This is a genomic window from Flavobacterium cerinum (assembly GCF_004028155.1).
GTDB lineage: Bacteria > Bacteroidota > Bacteroidia > Flavobacteriales > Flavobacteriaceae > Flavobacterium > Flavobacterium cerinum.
The window spans coordinates 16,387-34,448 of sequence record NZ_SBII01000013.1 but is presented as its reverse complement, the minus strand read 5'-3'; the positions used below and the strand labels follow the sequence as shown (position 1 = coordinate 34,448).

General features: G+C 37.9%; 19 protein-coding genes. 10 read left to right on the top strand and 9 right to left on the bottom strand.

Features of this window, described 5'->3' with window-relative positions:
• Positions 1-55: 55 nt before the first annotated feature.
• Entirely contained in the window at positions 56-949 is an 894-nt protein-coding gene (locus EPI11_RS16095; RefSeq protein WP_128391012.1) for an EamA family transporter, read from the top strand.
• 84 nt (positions 950-1,033) lie between these two features.
• Here EPI11_RS16095 and EPI11_RS16090 read toward each other — a convergent pair whose 3' ends face one another.
• A complete protein-coding gene (locus EPI11_RS16090; protein ID WP_128391011.1) occupies positions 1,034-2,512 on the bottom strand; it encodes a catalase in 1,479 nt (492 codons plus the stop codon).
• Positions 2,513-2,679: 167 nt separating this feature from the next.
• Here EPI11_RS16090 and EPI11_RS16085 point away from each other — a divergent pair, with 167 nt between their 5' ends.
• Positions 2,680-3,417 (top strand): DUF4197 domain-containing protein, encoded by a 738-nt coding sequence (locus tag EPI11_RS16085; RefSeq protein ID WP_128391010.1) that lies wholly within the window; start codon positions 2,680-2,682, stop codon positions 3,415-3,417.
• 172 nt (positions 3,418-3,589) lie between these two features.
• On the opposite strand, the gene EPI11_RS16080 is transcribed toward EPI11_RS16085, so the two are convergent.
• The 3 genes from EPI11_RS16080 to EPI11_RS16070 are packed head-to-tail and all read right to left on the bottom strand — an operon-like array spanning position 3,590 to position 7,488.
• Entirely contained in the window at positions 3,590-4,972 is a 1,383-nt protein-coding gene (locus EPI11_RS16080; RefSeq protein ID WP_128391009.1) for a di-heme oxidoreductase family protein, read from the bottom strand.
• 59 nt (positions 4,973-5,031) lie between these two features.
• Positions 5,032-6,108: an imelysin family protein gene (locus EPI11_RS16075; RefSeq protein ID WP_128391008.1), complete on the bottom strand. Its 1,077-nt coding sequence runs from the start codon at positions 6,106-6,108 to the stop codon at positions 5,032-5,034.
• A 27-nt stretch (positions 6,109-6,135) separates the two neighbouring features.
• Positions 6,136-7,488 (bottom strand): autotransporter outer membrane beta-barrel domain-containing protein, encoded by a 1,353-nt coding sequence (locus EPI11_RS16070; protein ID WP_128391007.1) that lies wholly within the window; start codon positions 7,486-7,488, stop codon positions 6,136-6,138.
• 125 nt (positions 7,489-7,613) lie between these two features.
• Between EPI11_RS16070 and EPI11_RS16065 the strand changes: the two genes are divergently transcribed.
• Both EPI11_RS16065 and EPI11_RS16060 read left to right on the top strand, forming a co-directional pair.
• Positions 7,614-8,021, top strand: coding sequence for a DoxX family protein (locus tag EPI11_RS16065; protein WP_128391006.1), 408 nt, complete (start codon positions 7,614-7,616; stop codon positions 8,019-8,021).
• Positions 8,022-8,147: 126 nt separating this feature from the next.
• Positions 8,148-8,585, top strand: coding sequence for a thioredoxin family protein (locus EPI11_RS16060; protein WP_241657648.1), 438 nt, complete (start codon positions 8,148-8,150; stop codon positions 8,583-8,585).
• Here the strand turns inward: EPI11_RS16060 and EPI11_RS16055 are convergent, their stop codons facing one another.
• From EPI11_RS16055 to EPI11_RS16035, 5 genes are all read right to left on the bottom strand, one after another.
• A complete protein-coding gene (locus tag EPI11_RS16055; protein ID WP_128391005.1) occupies positions 8,586-9,320 on the bottom strand; it encodes a DUF3108 domain-containing protein in 735 nt (244 codons plus the stop codon).
• Between the two features lie 69 nt (positions 9,321-9,389).
• Entirely contained in the window at positions 9,390-10,196 is an 807-nt protein-coding gene (locus EPI11_RS16050) for an ABC transporter substrate-binding protein (RefSeq protein WP_128391004.1), read from the bottom strand.
• Between the two features lie 96 nt (positions 10,197-10,292).
• A complete protein-coding gene (gene pyrF, locus EPI11_RS16045) occupies positions 10,293-11,105 on the bottom strand; it encodes an orotidine-5'-phosphate decarboxylase (protein WP_128391003.1) in 813 nt (270 codons plus the stop codon).
• Between the two features lie 197 nt (positions 11,106-11,302).
• Positions 11,303-12,373 carry a peptide chain release factor 1 gene (gene prfA / locus EPI11_RS16040; RefSeq protein WP_128391002.1) on the bottom strand — a complete coding sequence of 357 codons (1,071 nt, stop codon included), beginning with the start codon at positions 12,371-12,373 and terminating at the stop codon, positions 11,303-11,305.
• 85 nt (positions 12,374-12,458) lie between these two features.
• A complete protein-coding gene (locus EPI11_RS16035; protein WP_128391001.1) occupies positions 12,459-12,833 on the bottom strand; it encodes a Fur family transcriptional regulator in 375 nt (124 codons plus the stop codon).
• 79 nt (positions 12,834-12,912) lie between these two features.
• On the opposite strand from EPI11_RS16035, the gene EPI11_RS16030 reads away from it, so the two are divergent.
• The 6 genes from EPI11_RS16030 to EPI11_RS16005 all read left to right on the top strand — a co-directional run bounded on the left by EPI11_RS16030 (position 12,913) and on the right by EPI11_RS16005 (position 18,045).
• Positions 12,913-13,926, top strand: coding sequence for an NAD(P)/FAD-dependent oxidoreductase (locus EPI11_RS16030; protein ID WP_317125647.1), 1,014 nt, complete (start codon positions 12,913-12,915; stop codon positions 13,924-13,926).
• A gap of 94 nt (positions 13,927-14,020) precedes the next feature.
• Positions 14,021-14,839 carry a helix-turn-helix transcriptional regulator gene (locus EPI11_RS16025; protein ID WP_128391000.1) on the top strand — a complete coding sequence of 273 codons (819 nt, stop codon included), beginning with the start codon at positions 14,021-14,023 and terminating at the stop codon, positions 14,837-14,839.
• Between the two features lie 69 nt (positions 14,840-14,908).
• The gene (locus EPI11_RS16020; RefSeq protein WP_128390999.1) at positions 14,909-15,424 is read left to right on the top strand and encodes a DUF6265 family protein; all 516 of its coding nucleotides are present in this window, start codon (positions 14,909-14,911) and stop codon (positions 15,422-15,424) included.
• A 211-nt stretch (positions 15,425-15,635) separates the two neighbouring features.
• Complete coding sequence (locus EPI11_RS16015; RefSeq protein ID WP_128390998.1) at positions 15,636-16,202, top strand: pentapeptide repeat-containing protein; 567 nt, start codon at positions 15,636-15,638, stop codon at positions 16,200-16,202.
• A gap of 13 nt (positions 16,203-16,215) precedes the next feature.
• Positions 16,216-17,025, top strand: coding sequence for an AraC family transcriptional regulator (locus EPI11_RS16010; RefSeq protein WP_128390997.1), 810 nt, complete (start codon positions 16,216-16,218; stop codon positions 17,023-17,025).
• Between the two features lie 78 nt (positions 17,026-17,103).
• Positions 17,104-18,045: a nitrilase family protein gene (locus EPI11_RS16005; protein WP_128390996.1), complete on the top strand. Its 942-nt coding sequence runs from the start codon at positions 17,104-17,106 to the stop codon at positions 18,043-18,045.
• Positions 18,046-18,062 lie beyond the last annotated feature (17 nt).

Sequence of the window (18,062 nt, the reverse complement as noted above, 5' to 3'; positions counted from 1 at the left end):
TCTCAAAGCCTAACATCCTATTATTGATTATTTTTGTATCCAAATTATTACGCTAATGAAACTCCCAAAACACTACCTGGCCGCTGTTACAGCATTTATAATTTGGGGATTTTTTAGCTTTGGATTAAAACCCCTTCACGAATACCCTTCTTTAGACATTTTATTCTACAGGGTTTTTACCTGTGCTGTGCTTATGATCGTTTTTAATTTCCTTTTCAGGAGGAAAATTCTACTGGAGAACAAACAGGATTTCCTAAAAATGCCCAAGCCGGAAAGAAAGAACCTCATCTTCCTGATCGTAGGCAGTTCTTTACTGCTTTGTGCCAACTGGTTTTTCTTTATTTATGTAATGAACCACATAAGCGTAAAAGCAGCTTCGTTTGCTTACCTCGTATGCCCTATCCTAACTACCGTTTTTGCTTATTTTATATTAAAAGAAAAGTTAACTAAAGTACAATGGGCTGCTGTATTTTTAAGCATTACCAGCTGTGTATTGTTGTCATATAATAACGCTAACGATATTATATACAGCCTTATTGTTGCAGCAACCTATGCCTTGTATTTAGTGCTTCAAAAACGAATAGGCGCCATCGACCGATTTCTACTGCTTACGCTTCAAATCTCTATTACAGCTCTAATATTGCTGCCGTTTTACCCATTTTATAGCGGCACAGTACCTACGTCAACAACGTTTTACAGTTATATATTGATAATTGCAGTAGTGTATACTATTATCCCTATGCTTCTGAATTTATTTGCGCTAAAAGGTATTAATTCCTCTACAGTGGGGATACTTATCTACCTCAACCCACTTATTGCATTTACACTTGCCATAGTATATTACAAAGAAGACATCACGCTTACCCAAATACTGGCATATTCGCTGATATTTGTTTCTATCGTGATATTTAATATTGGCAGTTATTTGAAGATGAAGCAAATAAAATAAAATAAAATAATTTAAACATAAATAACAAAAACAAACCCTCTCAAAACGAATTCTGAGAGGGTTATTTATTATAAATCAAATCTATTATTTCATCATCGATGGATCTATATTTACACCCAGTCCTCTTGCTATCGCCATACCAAGGTTAACATCCGCTCTAAACCAATGGCACAACTGCCTGTTGATAATCTCTTCACGTTTAGGTCCGTCAATACCGCTCATAGCACCAATGATATTATTAATGGTATTGTTTTTATTGTAATCGTCCATTAAACGGAAAAGATTCCCAGGTTGTGTGTAATGATCGTTTTCGCCTTCAGCATTACGGTCATACCAGTCGGCTCTATTGCTGTCAAGATCCCATGCCGGTTCTTTGTAGCTTTCATCCACAACGATATTATCAAAACTGTTCGGGAAGTAATTAGGTGCGCTTCCTCCGTTACCATCTACCCTCATTGCACCATCCCTTTGATAGTTGTTCACTGCAAACGGACAACGGTTTACCGGTATCTGTTCGAAGTTAGCACCAAGGCGGTAGCGGTGTGCATCCGGGTAAGAAAGTAATCTGCCCTGCAGCATTTTATCGGGAGAATAGCCTATACCATCTACCACGTGAGCGGGAGCAAATGCAGACTGTTCTACCTCAGCAAAATAATTATCCGGATTACGGTTAAGTTCTATAGTTCCCACATCAATAAGCGGATAATCGCCATGCGGCCAAACTTTAGTAAGGTCAAACGGATTGATATGATATGTTCTTGATTCGGCTTCCGTCATTATCTGAACTTTAAAATGCCATTTCGGGAAATTACCGCGTTGTATATTTTCGAAGAGGTCACGCTGTGCAAAATCCATATCCCTGCTTTTCATTTCGGCAGCTTCTGCATCGGTAAAGTTTTTGATGCCCTGCGCCGTTTTAATATGGAACTTCACATAAAAACGTTCGTTCTGTGCATTGATAAACGAGAAGGTATGGCTGCCAAAACCATGCATGTGACGGAAACCATAAGGCGTACCCCTGTCACTCATAAGGATAAATACCTGATGTAAGCTTTCTGGATTAAGTGACCAGAAATCCCACATCATGGTAGGTGATTTCATATTTGTTTGCGGATCACGTTTCTGTGTATGTATAAAGTCGCCAAATTTCTTAGCATCTTTTATAAAGAAAACCGGTGTATTGTTACCTACTAAATCCCAGTTACCATCTTCGGTATAAAACTTCATGGCAAAACCACGCGGGTCTCTTTCTGTATCTGCCGATCCTCTCTCTCCTCCTACTGTAGAGAAACGCAGTATCATATCGGTTTTTTTACCTATCTGAGAAAATATTTTAGCTTTCGTATATTTTGTAATGTCATGGGTAACAATAAATGTACCATATGCTGCCGATCCTTTTGCATGGACTACACGCTCAGGAATACGCTCGCGGTTAAAGTGTGCCATCTTTTCATGCAGGATAAAATCCTGTAACAACACAGGCCCTCTTGGCCCCACTGTTTGTGAATTCTCATTTTCTGCAAATGGCTTGCCCGATGCTGTTGTTAGTTTATTATGTGCCATACTCTATAAAATTTTAAGTTATTAGTTAGCTGTTTTATCCAAATTTACGAACATAACTACATATAAATTAACACAATATCTTAAATTATAGTTATAGTAGCATAGTTAGAATCTATTTTAGTGGAACAGTTTTTGTTTATATTTGACAAAAAAACCAATAGAACACTATGAAAAGACTTTTTTTCTCCCTGATGATAATGACACTTGTACCTGCAGGAGCTAATGCACAATTAAAAGGCCTGATAGATAAAGCTAAAACTAAAGTTGAAACTAAAACCAGAAAAGGTTCGTTAACAAGTACTGATATTGGAGCCGGACTTAAAGCTGCCCTAAAAGAAGGTGTAACCAAGCAGGTAACTAAACTTACTGCCGAAGATGGTTTCTACAAAAATGAAGCTGTGAAAATTTTATTACCGGAAGAATTACAGAAGGTAGATAAAAAATTACGCCAGTTCGGATTGTCTAAAATGGCAGATGAAGGTATTAAAGTATTAAACCGCGCTGCCGAAGATGCCGTAAAGGAAGCTACTCCAATTTTTGTTAATGCTATTACAAGCATGACCATTAAAGATGCAAAAAGTATATTAATGGGAGCAGATAACTCTGCTACTGCTTATTTACAAACATCTACTACAAAACCTTTATATGCTAAGTTTAGTCCGGTGGTACAAACTTCATTAAGTAATGTAGGTGCAGATGCTATTTGGGAAGGAATTATTACCAGATACAACAGCCTGCCATTGGTAACAAAAGTAAACCCAAATCTAACAGATTATGTAACTAATAAAGCGATGGACGGGGTATTCAAAATGATTTCTGTAGAAGAAAAAAATATAAGGACTGACCTATCTTCGAGAACGACAGATCTGCTTAAAAAAGTCTTTGCTGCTCAGGATAAAAAATAGTTAAATTTGTAATTATCAATAATATAGACTTAACATTGCCTTAACATACTTGCGTAAATAATTTAAGTAATTTGCATATGCAAATAAATGGTTTTCACACATTTGGTTAGGGTTAGTTAGAAAAAATGCCGATAGTTGTCTATCGGCATTTTATTTTTTTGTAAAACTACTATTACAAAGAATTTAAGAAAGCTAAGAGTGCTTCCCTGTCTTTTTTAGAAAGCTGTTTGAATTTTTCTTTGCTTTGCTGGGCTTCTCCACCATGCCAAAGTATAGCTTCGGTAAGGTTCTTGGCACGGCCATCATGTAAAAAATCGGTATGCCCGTTTACAAGCTGTGTTAGCCCGATACCCCAAAGCGGACGTGTTTTCCACTCACTTCCTCCAGCCAGAAAATCCGGTCGGTTATCTGCTAAACCATCGCCCATATCATGAAGCAGCATATCGGTATATGGATAGAATGTTTGGAATGATATCGCCGATATTTCACTATATCCAGTTTTTTGCTGAGGCTTATGGCACTGTGCACAGGCAATCTTTTCAAAAATTGCGGCACCGTCTTTAACCTGTTTATTTTCTATGCCTCTGGGAGCCGGTACAGCAAGCGTTTTGCAATACAATACCACTTGGTCTAAAATCGCAGCGGCAAGCTCAGGATCATCGCCAAGACCATCACTACCGTTACTTTGTCCGTGTCCGGTTTCTTTATCGAAAATAACATTGGTTATCCCCATATCTTCAACATAGGCAGCAGCACATTGGGAGCGGATAGTACCTGTATTCGCTTTCCATCCAAAACGTCCTAATATAGTCTGCCTTAATAACGGATCCCAAACATAATTTGCTTTTCCTGATATTCCGTTACCATCAGCATCGGCTATATCCTGCATGGCAAGTATATCGGTTTCTGGAATGGCTTCCAGTAATCCTAATCCAAAAACAGGAGGTCCTATACGTGGCGACAGCATTGCTCCGCCCGGCATTGGCATATAGCTGTTGGCTATTGAAAATGCTGGTTTTCGTAGAGTTATTACAGTACCATCGGCTAGGGTTTCTTTAATTTCGGTAAAAATCACACTATAGGTAACCTCTGGCTTATAGCCAAAAATTGCCTGATTTTGAAGCTGTACTCCAAATCCGGGAACCGCAACAGGTCCGCCATGTTCATCCGTGCCAAACATACTCGTTCTTAGCAGCAATCCGCTACGGGCCGATAAAAGTGTTGGAAACGGAGCCCTGCCGTCGCGTGGGTGGCAGGAAATACAGGAAGAGTTATTAAATATTGGTCCTAGTCCCTGATTGATACTTGAGGGTGCAGTAACAAATACCGATTCAAAATCGACATCCCCCATAAGGTGCATCGCCATATCGGCAGCCGCAAGATTAGGTGCAGGAGTCCTGTAAGCATTGCTCGTTACCGAAAAAAGTGTAGTACCGCCTCCGGCATACAAACGTTCTGAAAGATCGATCGCTTTATAATCTGAGCTATCGTCACTCTGGCACGAAACAAACTGCAATACTATTAATGTTACAAAGAGCTTTTTAAGCATTTCCATATAATGAGAAAGAAGAGTACCCGCAAAGATACTCTTCTGAATTTAAAAATAATACGTTCTTATAGTCCTGCAACATATGGTTTTACTGTGCTTTCAAGATAAAGCTGCAGTTCACCTACTTTTTGCTGTGCAGCTGTTACTGCAGGCCTGTTGTTATGAATAGCATTGCTAAATGTGCCGGGTATAGCTTCAATAGCAGTAATTGCAGCAGCAATTTTTGCTTTGATTTCAGTATCAAGAGCAGCATTTTTAGGCGCTATAATATCTGTTAAGCCTTTACTTTTGTTACCATTAAAATCACCAAGGTAAATATTCTGGATACTTCTCATGTTATTAGCAAAATCCAGTTTTGAGTTGTTGCTGAAACGAGATTCTTCAAGTTCTGCGTTTGGAGTACCTCCTTCAGAGTTTAATGGATCTTCAATTTTACCATTACCTACCTCATCAGCGATAGTGATCAAACCTTCAATAATTTCTTCTAATGCAGCTTTGTGTGACGGGTAGTTTTTACCTGCACCTACGTTAATGAAGTTAGCACCAAAATTACCTCCTGATGTTTTCCAGCCGTCATAAAGAATTTGTGTGTTGTTATGTAAATCGGCAGTTGCTGCTTTAAGGTATTCAATTTCCCTTGCCGTAAGCTGTGCTGCCGTTTTGTTTCCGTCTACACCCCAAACTAAAAATTCAATAAGGTGAAAACCTCTTGCTTCGTTGTTTGCCGCGATTAAAGATGCTGTAATTGCCTGGTTGCTGTTAAGAATAGCATTCATAGCACTAACGTCTACAGGCCATGTATCCATTGCAGGATCAATACCTCCTGTATCTACAGGGCCATAAAGAAATCCTTCAGACTCTTCCCATGGCGCTCTTGTAGCACTCCATGCTGCTTTAACAGCCAATAGGTTCGCTTCGTTTGGTGTAGCTGCCAATGCATTTACAGCAGTTTGTAATGATTTTGCTTTTTCGTTTAGTTCGTTATAAGTAGCAGTGATCACATCAGATGTAACACCGGTTAAAACTTCTGTAAATACTTTTTCATTAGTATCTACCGTTTCTGAATCATCGTTATTACTACAGCCTACGATTGCAGTAGCTGCCATTGCCATAAGGCCCAAGCTGAATACTCTTTTTTTCATGTTATAATTGTGTTAGATTGTTCTTGTTTAAAATGAAAAACCAATTCCCATAGAGAAGGTATTTTCCTGTTGTTTTCTACCTGTATTAAGCGATGTTACAAGGTCATAATGATCTGATCCTAATGTCCTGTTTTGGTAATGTGCTTTCAAAACAATCTGTGGATGCACAAACCAGTTGAAACCTCCCATGATGGCACTTCTCTCCCATCTTGGTTTTCTTACTACGTTACCTTCTACCTGATGCATTGTATCATAATAGTCATATCGCACAAACGGATATACTTTTTGTTTCGATCCCGGTTTTATAAAGTGCAGTACTTCATATCCACCCTCAAAAGAAAAGCCCAGCATATTTTTACCTACAGGTGTTCTTTTTACGCCAAGATTGTTTGAAAGTGTTGCATTCTTTCTGCTCACAATGTTAGAGTTTTCAAGGTTACCCCACATAATAACAGAATTAAATCGAAGGTAATCCTCATCATACGTTATGTGTCCTTCAAAAATAGTAACATAAGCACTCTCGCTCATATCGTTTTTTGGACGGTTTGCAGCTGCATCATTTACATAAGCAGAAGCACCAACATAAGTGTATTTATTCTTACCGAATTTATAATCCAGTCTAGCCGAAAGTGCTAGCGAATTGGCATTTTCCATATCAAAACGGGTTTGGTAGCCGTCTTTTATCCATCCTCTTGAACTAAAACCTGTAGCATCAAGACCACTGGTTATAGAAAGTTCATATTTTAAACGTTTCAGGAAAGTACCGTGAAACTGTATACCATGCTCATACCATCCAAGAGGAATTATTTCATTTTCCATCTCCTGTCTGTGGCTGGTAAAGTAATTAATTGGGCGGTCAAGATCCTGAGCAAGTCCAAAATGTATTTTCATTTTACCTACCCTTACATTCAGGTACGGACGAATAGCAAAATTGATGTGTATCTGTTCTATCTTAACCTCTCCTCCGGCTTCGATCTCCTGTTCATATTCTCCAAACTCTTCCTGAGTATCCAGGTCAATGGTAGAACCGGTTCCGCCGTGTTCAAATTCAATCTCCGATTTAAAAGTTATCCAGTCGTTAAAAATATAACCCAGGTATAAGTTTAAACGCTCGGCGTCAAACTTATCTTTAATGTTCGGATCTGTATCATACTTCGTATAATTATAGTAATTCACAGCGCCGTAACCACTAAGTGTTACCTTACTCCAGTCAAATAAAGTTTTGTTCTCTTTGGCAAACTCTGCCTTCATTTCCTGCTTTAGTTCTTTCTTGACCTCTTCCTTGATCTTCTTGATCAGTAAGCTGTCAGTAGTTTGAGAATAGGCACCAAAAGCACCTGAAATAAGCAATATAAAAGCTAATTGTAATTTTTGTCCCATATAATTTAAATATGCGGCAAAGCTATAATTATTTTTCTATTTGTAACAAGTCTAAATAAATTTTATTTTTAACATTTATTTAAATATTTTTGACCTCTATTATTTCAACCAATAAAACCATTATTATGAAAACATTCTTACCAATTCTCGTAGCGATACTAAGTGCTGCATTAGGTATATTTTTTATTTACAAAGGTGTAGACAAGCATTTTTTATCACCTTGTAAAGTTTATGGGCCGGACAGTACGCTGCCACAGGAATACATGAACCTTATGTCTGCATTATGTGGGTCGGGTTTTACTAAAATTGTAGGCTTCCTTGAAGTGCTTGCAGGAGTATTGCTTGTATTTCCAAGAACAAGGCTTCTTGGCGTAATTGTTTTATTACCGGTAATTATTACTATTTTTTTACTGCATGCTTTTGTAGACAACAGACCTCATGAATTAGTAGAAACAGGTATACCGTTAGTAATAGCAGTATTAATTTTTACTTATCATTATAAAGATTGGAAAGGCATTATCGTTAAAAAATAATGATAGGCATTTGATAACCAACATAAAACCACTGTATAAAACAGTGGTTTTATTATTTGGTAAATTTATTTAATATCCTGTCCTTTAAAGATATTAGTTTTCTATTTTTGCCAAAAATCAGGAGAAGTGAAAAAGAGCGTATTTATATTATGCCTTATAATGCATGGGGTTGTATTTGCCCAGGACTGGAATACCGACCTGGATGTTGCAAAAAGAAAGGCTGCGGCCTCAAACAAAACAATACTATTGGTTTTTACAGGATCAGACTGGTGTATGCCCTGCATGTACATGGAGAAAGAAATCTGGCCAAGTGAAGAGTTCAAGGCTGCTGCCGATAAAAACTGGGTATTATTGCGCGCCGATTTTCTTCAGAAAAAAGGTATTCCTGAACCCGTCAATGTGAACGATATAAAAATGATACTTGCCGAAAGATATAACCGCGACGGCTTCTTCCCTTATTTTGTAATGTTAGACAAAAATGGAAGAGTGATTAAAAAAAATGGTTATGAAGATCTTGAAACGCCACAGGAATACGTGAGTCTTTTTAAGGAAATGTCTAAATAATTAATACTCCAAACGCTCAATACGCGTTGCTTGATAGCCATCAAAAATATCCTGTTTCCAAAACGCTCTGTCTTTCTTTCCAATGTAATAGTCAACATTATTTTGCTGGCCTTTAATCGTTTCTACAGAACTTACAATCCATACAGGCACATCTCCTTTTTTAGTTTGGTAAGTACCCGATTTTACTTTTGTAATGGAAACCGTAAGCAATCCTTTTTTTGCAGAGCTATAGTCATACGTAACTATTTCCTGAGTATATCCTTCTTTAAGTGGCAGCAATCGTATTAAATAAGGTAAAAAATTACTATCAAAATACTCTCCTGTAACCGCATCATCAATTACAGATTTCTGCTTCGTTGCTTTGTCTTCATATTTCCCGGTAACTTTTTTACCAAAATATAAAGAAACGCCTCGCTCTAAGTTATCAGAATAATGATGTATTGGCTTAAGAGACGGTATAGCCACAATGGTAGAATCTATCCATTTTGTTGTTGCCTTATTAACGTCAACACTACTCAATATTGATAACTTGTTCGGGCCGGCAACGACCTGATAGTTTATCCTCGCCACTATATACTTTTCTGCTTCACCTCTTAGAGCCATCCATGACATCTGGTATTTCTCATTCTTGATCCATTTGGTTTCAATGGCAGGATTACCCGGAACCATTTTTTTAGTTTGAGCAGTAAGACCAAATACTATAAAAGCAAATAAGAGTGTAAGTATATTTTTCATGGTGTAGTTATATAATCCAGAATTCAAAAATATAGAATTTTATTTCTTTCGCAACAGACTTTTAAAAAATTAATCGTTAACCAGCCTATCGCGCAATTGTTTAAAGTAAGGAAATGCTTTTACCAGCCTGCTTCCATACCATGAGAACATCTCGCCATCCACAAAAATAGTTTGTGCATGGTGGGTGTGGCGTCCCAGTTCGAAAGCGTCTTCATCCTTAAAAGGAAAAGGTTCAGATGACAATAGCAACACCTGCGGGTCGCCCTGTATCTTCATCTTCTGGACAATTACTTCAGGATAACGGCCTTCATTCGCTTGATAAATATTAGACAGCTTATTCAGCTTCAACAATTCGTTTACAAATGTATCGTTACCGGCAACCATATATGGATTTTTCCAAATAAAATAGGCTGCCCTTTTTACTTCTTTGTCACTTATAAATTTTTTAAAATCTTCAAGGCCAAAGTTTATTTTATCAATCCATTGCCTTGCCGATGTGCGTACTGCAAATATTTTACCCAACTCTTCGATCATCTCGATATTGTCTTCAATAGTAACAATATTACTAACCCATACAGGTGCAATTTCTTTCATTGCTTCAACGATCTCCTCAGTATTCTCCTCTTTGTTGGCAATAATAATATCCGGCTGTAAGAGCCTTATTTTTTCTACATGCACTTTTTTAGTACCGCCTATTATCTTTTTGGTCGATTTTAAATGGTACGGATGCATACAGAATTTGGTAATTCCCACAAGCCTGTCTTCCAATCCCAGGTCAAACAATAATTCAGTTTGCGAAGGTACTAGAGATACAATGCGCATTGGCGTTGCAGCCAGCGTTATAGTATTACCTATTTGATCCGTATATGTTTTCATTTTTTTGAGTAGTACTTTGTCATTTCGACTGCAGCGGGGAAATCGTAATGAGATTCTCCAACTTCAATTTGTTATGTTCAGAATGACAAACCGTTTTTATTTAAGCAAAGCTTCCATTTCATGCTGCATTTTAAGTGCTTCTTCTCTTGCTTTTTCAGCAAAATCTTCTCCGGCAGATGCATATATAATACCTCTTGATGAGTTGATAAGCAAACCTACTGTATCATTCATACCATATTTACATACTTCCTTCAGGCTTCCACCCTGAGCACCAACTCCGGGCACAAGTAAGAAACTATTTGGTACAATCTTACGGATCTCAGTAAAATACTCCGCTTTGGTAGCTCCTACCACATACATTAAATTTTCACTGTTTTTCCAGTTTTTAGAAGTCTCTAAAACCGTCTTGTATAGTTCTTGCTCACCGTTTGTTTTCGTTTGAAAATCAAAAGCACCTTCGTTAGATGTTAAGGCCAGCAGAATGGTAAATTTATCTTTAAAAGCAAGAAACGGTTCAACACTGTCTTTACCCATATAAGGTGCAACAGTAACCGAATCGAAATTAAGGTCTTCCAAAAATGCTTTAGCATACATGGTCGATGTATTACCAATATCACCACGTTTCGCATCAGCAATAGTAAATATTTCAGGATGCTTTTCGTTAAGGTATTTTATTGTTTTTTCTAATGACATCCAGCCTTTAAGTCCGTATGCCTCATAGAAAGCAGTATTAGGTTTATAGGAAACAGCAAGATCATGAGTAGCATCAATAATCGCTTTATTAAACTCAAAGATCGGATCTTCAGTAGCTAATAAATGTTGTGGTATTTTGGTAAGGTCTACATCCAGGCCAATGCACAGGAATGATTTTTTTTGCTGAATCTGGCTATAAAGCTGCTCTGTTGTCATGCTACAAATTTATGGTTGCTGCCTGGGCAGTTTGATTTAATAATTACGATTGCAAAAATACAGATTTTGTTCTGTCATTTCGAACAGATAAAGAAATCTCTACCCGAGATCGTTTGACCGCGTTGCAAATCGCTCAGAATAACATTTCACTTTAGATTTAAAATATCATAAAAAATCCCGCCGGAGCGGGATTGATATTAATATTCGCTTTCTTTAAGCTTCTCTGTATTATTTACTAACTGAAGTTCATCGATCATTTTGTGGATGTTTCCGTTCATGAAACCATCAAGGTCAAACATACTTAATCCTATTCTGTGATCGGTAACACGCCCTTGTGAGTAGTTGTACGTACGGATCTTAGCCGAACGGTCACCACTACTTACCTGAGAGGTACGTTTTGCTGCATCAATTTCCTGCTTCTTGGCAAGTTCCATTTCATACAAACGTGAACGTAGTACTTGTAAAGCTTTATCTTTATTTTTGTGCTGCGATTTTTCATCCTGACACTGTGCTACAAGTCCTGTAGGAACGTGTGTCATACGAACAGCAGATTTTGTTGTATTTACCGACTGTCCACCTGGTCCTGAAGAACAGAAGAAGTCAATACGAACATCATTCATGTCAATCTGTACATCAAATTCTTCAGCTTCCGGAAGCACCATTACTGTAGCAGCAGAAGTATGTACTCGACCCTGAGTTTCCGTTTGCGGTACACGTTGAACACGGTGTACACCAGCTTCAAACTTAAGTGTTCCGTAAACATCATCACCAGTAACTTCAAAGATCACCTCTTTAAAACCACCCGATGTTCCTTCATTCATATCTACAACACTGGTTCTCCAGCCTTTGTCTTCACAGTATTTTGTATACATCCTGAAAAGATCTCCTGCAAATATACTGGCTTCATCACCACCTGTACCGGCACGGATCTCTACCATTACATTCTTAGCATCTTCAGGATCTTTCGGTATCAGTAAGAATTTAATCTCATCTTCAAGTTCAGGAAGCCTTTTCTTGGCTTCATCCAATTCCATTTTAGCCATTTCCACCATTTCGGCATCACTGCCATCGGCAATAATTTCGTTGGCTTCTTCCATATTACCTGTAAGCTTTAAGTATTCGTCACGCTTTTCGGCAAGGGCTTTAAGATCTTTATATTCTTTGTTTAACTGTACATAACGTTTTTGATCAGAGATAATATCCGGTTGGATTATTAAGTCTGATATCTCATCAAAACGCTGCTTTATTATTTGTAACCTGTCTAACATATTTTTAATTCCTTATTTGGAGGTGCAAAATTACGTATTTTTTTTGATTCTCAATATAGTATGTGTAATACAAAAACTGTTCCTTTTATGAACATGCACTGCAATACCCCGTAACCCAGCTCGTAATGCTTTTTTGAACATAACCCTGAGGCAGTTTTAGAGCAACATGTTCTTCAAGGCATTCTACCTTTTGGCAGGTAATGCATCTAAAATGAAAATGGTCATGATCGTGCTCTTCTTCTTTGCAGCTAAGGCATAGCGCAAAATAATATTTACCATCATCGGCAAGTATTTTATGGGTAATACCATCTTCGCAAAAGCTATTAAGCACACGGTAAATAGTAACCCTGTCCATTTCTCCTTTAATACTGGTCTCAATCATTTCCTGGCTCATTGCAGCATTCGCCGACTTTAGCAGCGTCAGGATCGTATTTTTTGCGGGGGTGTTTCTTCTCTTCATTTCGTTAACGCAATTAAATTGCAATAAATTAATGCAATCATGTTGCAATAATACGAAATTTATTTACATTTGCCAAATTATGAGCCTCAAAAAAGCAACCAGAAGACAGTTTATAAAAACTGGAAGCCTCGCTGCAACAGCAGTTTGCCTTCCAGTTACATTACTAACACAATCCATATTTAAAACTATGAAAGACAACACATACGAAGTTATTATTATTGGAGGCAGCTATTCCGGACTTTCAGCAGGCATGGCCTTAGGAAGAGCTTCACGCACTATCCTGATCCTGGACACTGGTAAGCCCTGCAATATCCAGACACCACACTCGCACAACTTCCTTACACAGGATGGCGAAACACCCGCAGCAATAGCAGAGAAAGCAAAAGAGCAGGTATTAAAATATCCGTCAATAACTTTTAAGAATGATAAAGTTATTAAGGCAGTAAAAACCGCAGAAGGTTTTGAAATCACTACCGAAAGCGGTAAGAACTATTCAGCACAAAAGCTATTATTTGCCAGTGGTGTAAGAGACATTATGCCAAATATCGAAGGTTTCTCATCATGCTGGGGGATATCTGTAATTCACTGCCCTTACTGCCATGGCTATGAAGTTAAAGGACAAAAAACAGCACTTATGGCCAATGGAGATATAGCCTATCATATGGGTCAGATGTTAATGCAGTGGACAAAAGACCTTACACTTTTTACTAACGGAAAATCAACGCTTACCCAGGAACAGCATGAAAAGTTTAAAAAGCACAATATTAAAATTATTGAAACCGAGATAAGCAGCCTGCAGCACGAAAAGGGTTATTTGCAGAGCGTTACTCTAAAAAATGGTGATGTCCACCCCTTTAAAGCTATGTATGCAAAAATACCGATAGAACAACACAGCAGCTTACCCACGGAATTAGGCTGCACTTTAACTGAACAGGGATTTATTGTAGTCGATGAGTTCAAGAAAACAAGTGTTCCCGGTATTTATGCCAGCGGAGACTGCATTACTCCTGCCCGTGCAGTAGTTACAGCTGTAGAAGGCGGCACTAAGGCAGCTGTTAGCATCAACAATGAAATGTGTATGGCAGCTTTTTAAGGCCTCATCCCAGATCATATTAGTTTCAGCAGCAGGTACCTTATACCTGCTGTTTTATTTTCTAAAAGCCATATATTTACCTTTTTAAAAGCATATGAAATACGAAGTTTACACACCTTCTCCTGCTCTTTCCAAACAGGTACGCAAGTACTGGAGCCTTGACAATACAGATAATGAAGACCCGCATGAAAGGGAAAGAATTTTTCCCGACGGATGCATTGAGCTTATTTTTAACTGTTCGGACAAGTTTAAAAAATTTGATAACGATGTAGACTTCCATATACAGCCTCCCTGCTTTGTACACGGACAGCTTAAAACTTATTTTGAATTGCAGGCGCTCGGCAAAATATCCGTATTTAGTGCACGGCTTCATCCCGCCGGATTGCAGCCTTTCATCGATTTTGATGTCGATTCTTTTACCGGAAACCTACTCACTATGAGTGAAGTTTGGGGAAAAGATGGTGAACAACTCGAAACAGATATGCTCTCCTGTAGTGACCATCATGAGCGTATAATTGTACTCGAAAAATTTCTGCTAAGTAAGCGACAGGCATTAAAAATAGACAATGCCCCTGTTGAGTATTGTGTAGATGCCATGGAAAAAAGTATCGGCGCCATATCTATAGATAGACTTGCAGACGAACTTGAAATAGGTAAAAGACAACTGGAACGCAGGTTTACAGCAGCCGTGGGCATTTCTCCAAAACTGCTTGCACGTGTTATTAGGTTCCAGAATATATTACAGCTTATAGAAAATAAAGAGTTTAAAAGTTTTACAACCGTAGCTTACGAAGGCGGCTTTTACGATCAGGCACATTTTATAAAAGACTTTAAAGATTTTACAGGCTTAAACCCAAAGCAGTACTTCTCTGAAAATCTGGAAATGGTAAAACATTTTAGCTTTACCGACTAATGTCGCCTTTTTACAATTTTTGCTTTTAGCCAAACCTCATCTTTGCAGTATAAAGCAAACCAAACAATTATGAAAAAAACTACTTTAATTTTATCAGCAGTAATGCTATACAGCCTGTTCTCCTGCAAACAGGAAACAAAAGTAACAGAGACAAAAACCTCAGCACCAGTTAAGACTTATGTACATATGGATAAAACCAACTGGCTTATTGGTAATTGGGGACATACTTCTAAAGAAGGAAGCCTTACCGAAACCTGGACAAAAGCCAACGATTCTGTTTATAAAGGTGAAACCTATTTTGTTGTAGGCGGAAAAGACACCGTATTTTCAGAAAAAGTAGATCTGGTACAGGAAAATGACAAATTAACTTATATAGTATCTGTTCCCGGGCAAAACAACGAAAAACCGGTAAGGTTTGATATGACATCCATAAGTGATACTACCATTATTTTTGAAAACCCGGCACACGACTATCCAAACAAGATAGTATATAACAAAATTGGAAATGATTCAGTTGTAGCAGAGATATTCGGTACACAAAAAGGCAAACCTGCCACCGAAAAATTTGCAATGAAAAAACAATAATCTCAATTTTCATCTTACCCCAATAGTAAACCCCGCCTTTAAGCGGGGTTTTTCTTTTCATAAAAAGCTAAAAAATCTATACACAATAAGTTAGCAATTGCTATCAATAAACTCTATCATATAGTATCAATAAATACTATCATCAATTAACCTGGTAAAGCTGTTCTCTTAAAAGGTGTTTTATTAATTTAGCCGAAATATCTACTACCCTATGAACTTTATACAGGATACTGTTTTTGAACGACAGGATTATACCTCAGCCCCATTACCTTTAGCAGAATATGACAATTGTACTTTTAATAGCTGCAATTTTTCATCGGCAAATATTACAGGTATTGTTTTTTCCGAATGTACTTTTACCGATTGTAACTTTAGTATGGTGAATGCCAAAGGCACTGCTTTTAAAGAAATCGATTTTAAAAATTGTAAGATGACAGGGTTCAACTTCAGCATAAGCGATCCTTTTTTAATGACCATGCAGTTTACAGAATGCCAACTTAACCTGTCGTCCTTTTATAATCTTAAGCTAAAGAACATCCGTTTTAAAAAATGCAATCTTCAGGAGGTTGATTTTGTTCAGGCCGACTTAACAAACGCTTTATTTACGGACTGTGACCTGCGCAATGCTATTTTTGAGAACACTATTCTGGAAAAAGCAGATTTTAGATCGGCCATAAATTATGCTTTAGATCCTGAGAAGAACCGTCTTAAAAAAGCAAAATTCTCACTACAGGGTACTCCGGGATTATTACAGAAATACAATATCGACATAGAATAACAGTTATCTTAAAATGCAGATAGCCCCATCCCCATCTTTGCAGCACATTGTGCGGCATTATTTGATCCTTTCAAATAACGTTGGCACAAACCCTGATTTCAGGATGTTCTCTGATGGGAGTCCCGGCATTGTTTTTCATCGAAAGGCTCCCCTGCGGCAAAAAAGCGGCAAAGATGGTAATCTTACTATTCAGCCTGAATGCTTTGTATATGGACAGATAACACAATTCAATACCCTCTCGGCTGCAAGCGAAATGGATATGCTCATTGTGGTATTGCAGCCATCCGCCCTATTCAAATTATTTGCTGTTCCTGCTTTTGAAGTTACCAATGAAACCATCTCTTTTACTGATCTTGCCGGACAATCGGGTCGTATATTAATAGACCAAGTACAAAATTATTCAGGAAATAATATCGCCATTACAGCTATTGAAGATTTTCTTTTAAAGAGGCTGCTAAAACATTCCTACAGTGACAAAATAATATCCATGTCCCTGCAACAAATTTATGCTCAAAAGGGCATGAACACTATAACGGAAACGCTAAAAGACATCCCTTCTACAGAAAGACAGCTGGAACGAAAATTCCGGGAACACATTGGCCTAAGTCCAAAAAAGTTTGCCGACATTATCAAGTTTCAGCATTTACTTAAGAACATGAAACATATTTCCCCAACACTAAGCCTCTCAGATGTTAGTTACATTTCTGGTTATTATGACCAATCGCATTTAAACAACTCCTTCAAAAAATTTACAGGCCTAACGCCGCTTCAATACCTAATAAACAATAACCTACTAGCTGTTAACTTCCTTGCGCTGCAATAAATAATTTTGTCGGTTTTCTACAATAGACATGTTTACATTTTTTTCATCTTCGCACTATCAACTTACAAGATCAAAGCGATGAAAAATTTAAAAATTGCCACAGCCCAATTCGAAAACAAAAGCCACGATAAAGTTTATAATCTAAGTATAATAGAAAAACTATCACGAGAAGCAGCTTTGGCAGGTGCCGATGTTATCAACTTTCATGAATGCTCTATTACAGGATATACCTTTGCCAGAAACCTCAGCAAAGAACAAATGCTTGAGCTAGCAGAATATATTCCGGATGGTCCAAGTATTAAGGCACTAATAGCTATTGCTGAAAAACACCAAATTACCATTTTAGCGGGTTTGTTCGAAAAAGATGAAAAAGACAATATCTATAAGGCACACGTTTGTGTCGACCAAACCGGACTGATAGCCAAACACAGAAAACTCCATCCGTTTATTAACCCGAATATTGTTCCGGGAACAAGCTATACTGTTTTTGATATTCGGGGTTGGAAGTGCGGTATACTCATTTGTTACGACAATAATATTATCGAAAATGTTCGCGCCACGGCCTTATTAGGTGCTCAAATTATATTCATGCCACACGTTACCATGTGCACGCCATCAACACGCCCTGGTGCCGGATTTGTTGATCCGGAATTATGGAAAGATAAAGAAGCCAATGCAGTGCAGCTCCGCGAAGAATTTGACGGGCCAAAAGGCAGGGAATGGCTTATGAAGTGGTTGCCTGCACGCGCTTATGATAATGCCGTTTATGCTGTCTTTTCCAATCCTATAGGTATGGATGATGATCAGTTAAAAAATGGCTGTTCCATGATCATTGACCCTTATGGAGATATAATTGCCGAATGCCGTGAGCTTGAAGACTCTTTTACAATAGCCGAGTTAGATCCTGAAAAACTAACAAGCGCAGGCGGGCATCGTTACAGGAACGCAAGACGCCCTGAACTTTATGGCCAAATTATAAGTGCGCCTCATGAAAGTGTACAGAAAGTGATTTGGCTGTAATTTTTAAAAACAGTATG

Bases quoted from the DNA above. Each gene is read 5' to 3' on its own strand.
- EPI11_RS16090 (WP_128391011.1), bottom strand. From the start codon at position 2,512: ATGGCACATAATAAACTAACAACAGCATCGGGCAAGCCATTTGCAGAA.
- EPI11_RS16070 (WP_128391007.1), bottom strand. From the start codon at position 7,488: ATGGGACAAAAATTACAATTAGCTTTTATATTGCTTATTTCAGGTGCT.
- EPI11_RS16025 (WP_128391000.1), top strand. From the start codon at position 14,021: ATGAAATACGAAGTTTACACACCTTCTCCTGCTCTTTCCAAACAGGTA.
- EPI11_RS16035 (WP_128391001.1), bottom strand. From the start codon at position 12,833: ATGAAGAGAAGAAACACCCCCGCAAAAAATACGATCCTGACGCTGCTA.
- pyrF (WP_128391003.1), bottom strand. From the start codon at position 11,105: ATGACAACAGAGCAGCTTTATAGCCAGATTCAGCAAAAAAAATCATTC.
- EPI11_RS16050 (WP_128391004.1), bottom strand. From the start codon at position 10,196: ATGAAAACATATACGGATCAAATAGGTAATACTATAACGCTGGCTGCA.
- EPI11_RS16080 (WP_128391009.1), bottom strand. From the start codon at position 4,972: ATGGAAATGCTTAAAAAGCTCTTTGTAACATTAATAGTATTGCAGTTT.
- EPI11_RS16020 (WP_128390999.1), top strand. From the start codon at position 14,909: ATGAAAAAAACTACTTTAATTTTATCAGCAGTAATGCTATACAGCCTG.
- prfA (WP_128391002.1), bottom strand. From the start codon at position 12,373: ATGTTAGACAGGTTACAAATAATAAAGCAGCGTTTTGATGAGATATCA.
- EPI11_RS16015 (WP_128390998.1), top strand. From the start codon at position 15,636: ATGAACTTTATACAGGATACTGTTTTTGAACGACAGGATTATACCTCA.
- EPI11_RS16075 (WP_128391008.1), bottom strand. From the start codon at position 6,108: ATGAAAAAAAGAGTATTCAGCTTGGGCCTTATGGCAATGGCAGCTACT.
- EPI11_RS16055 (WP_128391005.1), bottom strand. From the start codon at position 9,320: ATGAAAAATATACTTACACTCTTATTTGCTTTTATAGTATTTGGTCTT.
- EPI11_RS16095 (WP_128391012.1), top strand. From the start codon at position 56: ATGAAACTCCCAAAACACTACCTGGCCGCTGTTACAGCATTTATAATT.
- EPI11_RS16030 (WP_317125647.1), top strand. From the start codon at position 12,913: ATGAGCCTCAAAAAAGCAACCAGAAGACAGTTTATAAAAACTGGAAGC.
- EPI11_RS16085 (WP_128391010.1), top strand. From the start codon at position 2,680: ATGAAAAGACTTTTTTTCTCCCTGATGATAATGACACTTGTACCTGCA.
- EPI11_RS16005 (WP_128390996.1), top strand. From the start codon at position 17,104: ATGAAAAATTTAAAAATTGCCACAGCCCAATTCGAAAACAAAAGCCAC.
- EPI11_RS16010 (WP_128390997.1), top strand. From the start codon at position 16,216: ATGCAGATAGCCCCATCCCCATCTTTGCAGCACATTGTGCGGCATTAT.
- EPI11_RS16065 (WP_128391006.1), top strand. From the start codon at position 7,614: ATGAAAACATTCTTACCAATTCTCGTAGCGATACTAAGTGCTGCATTA.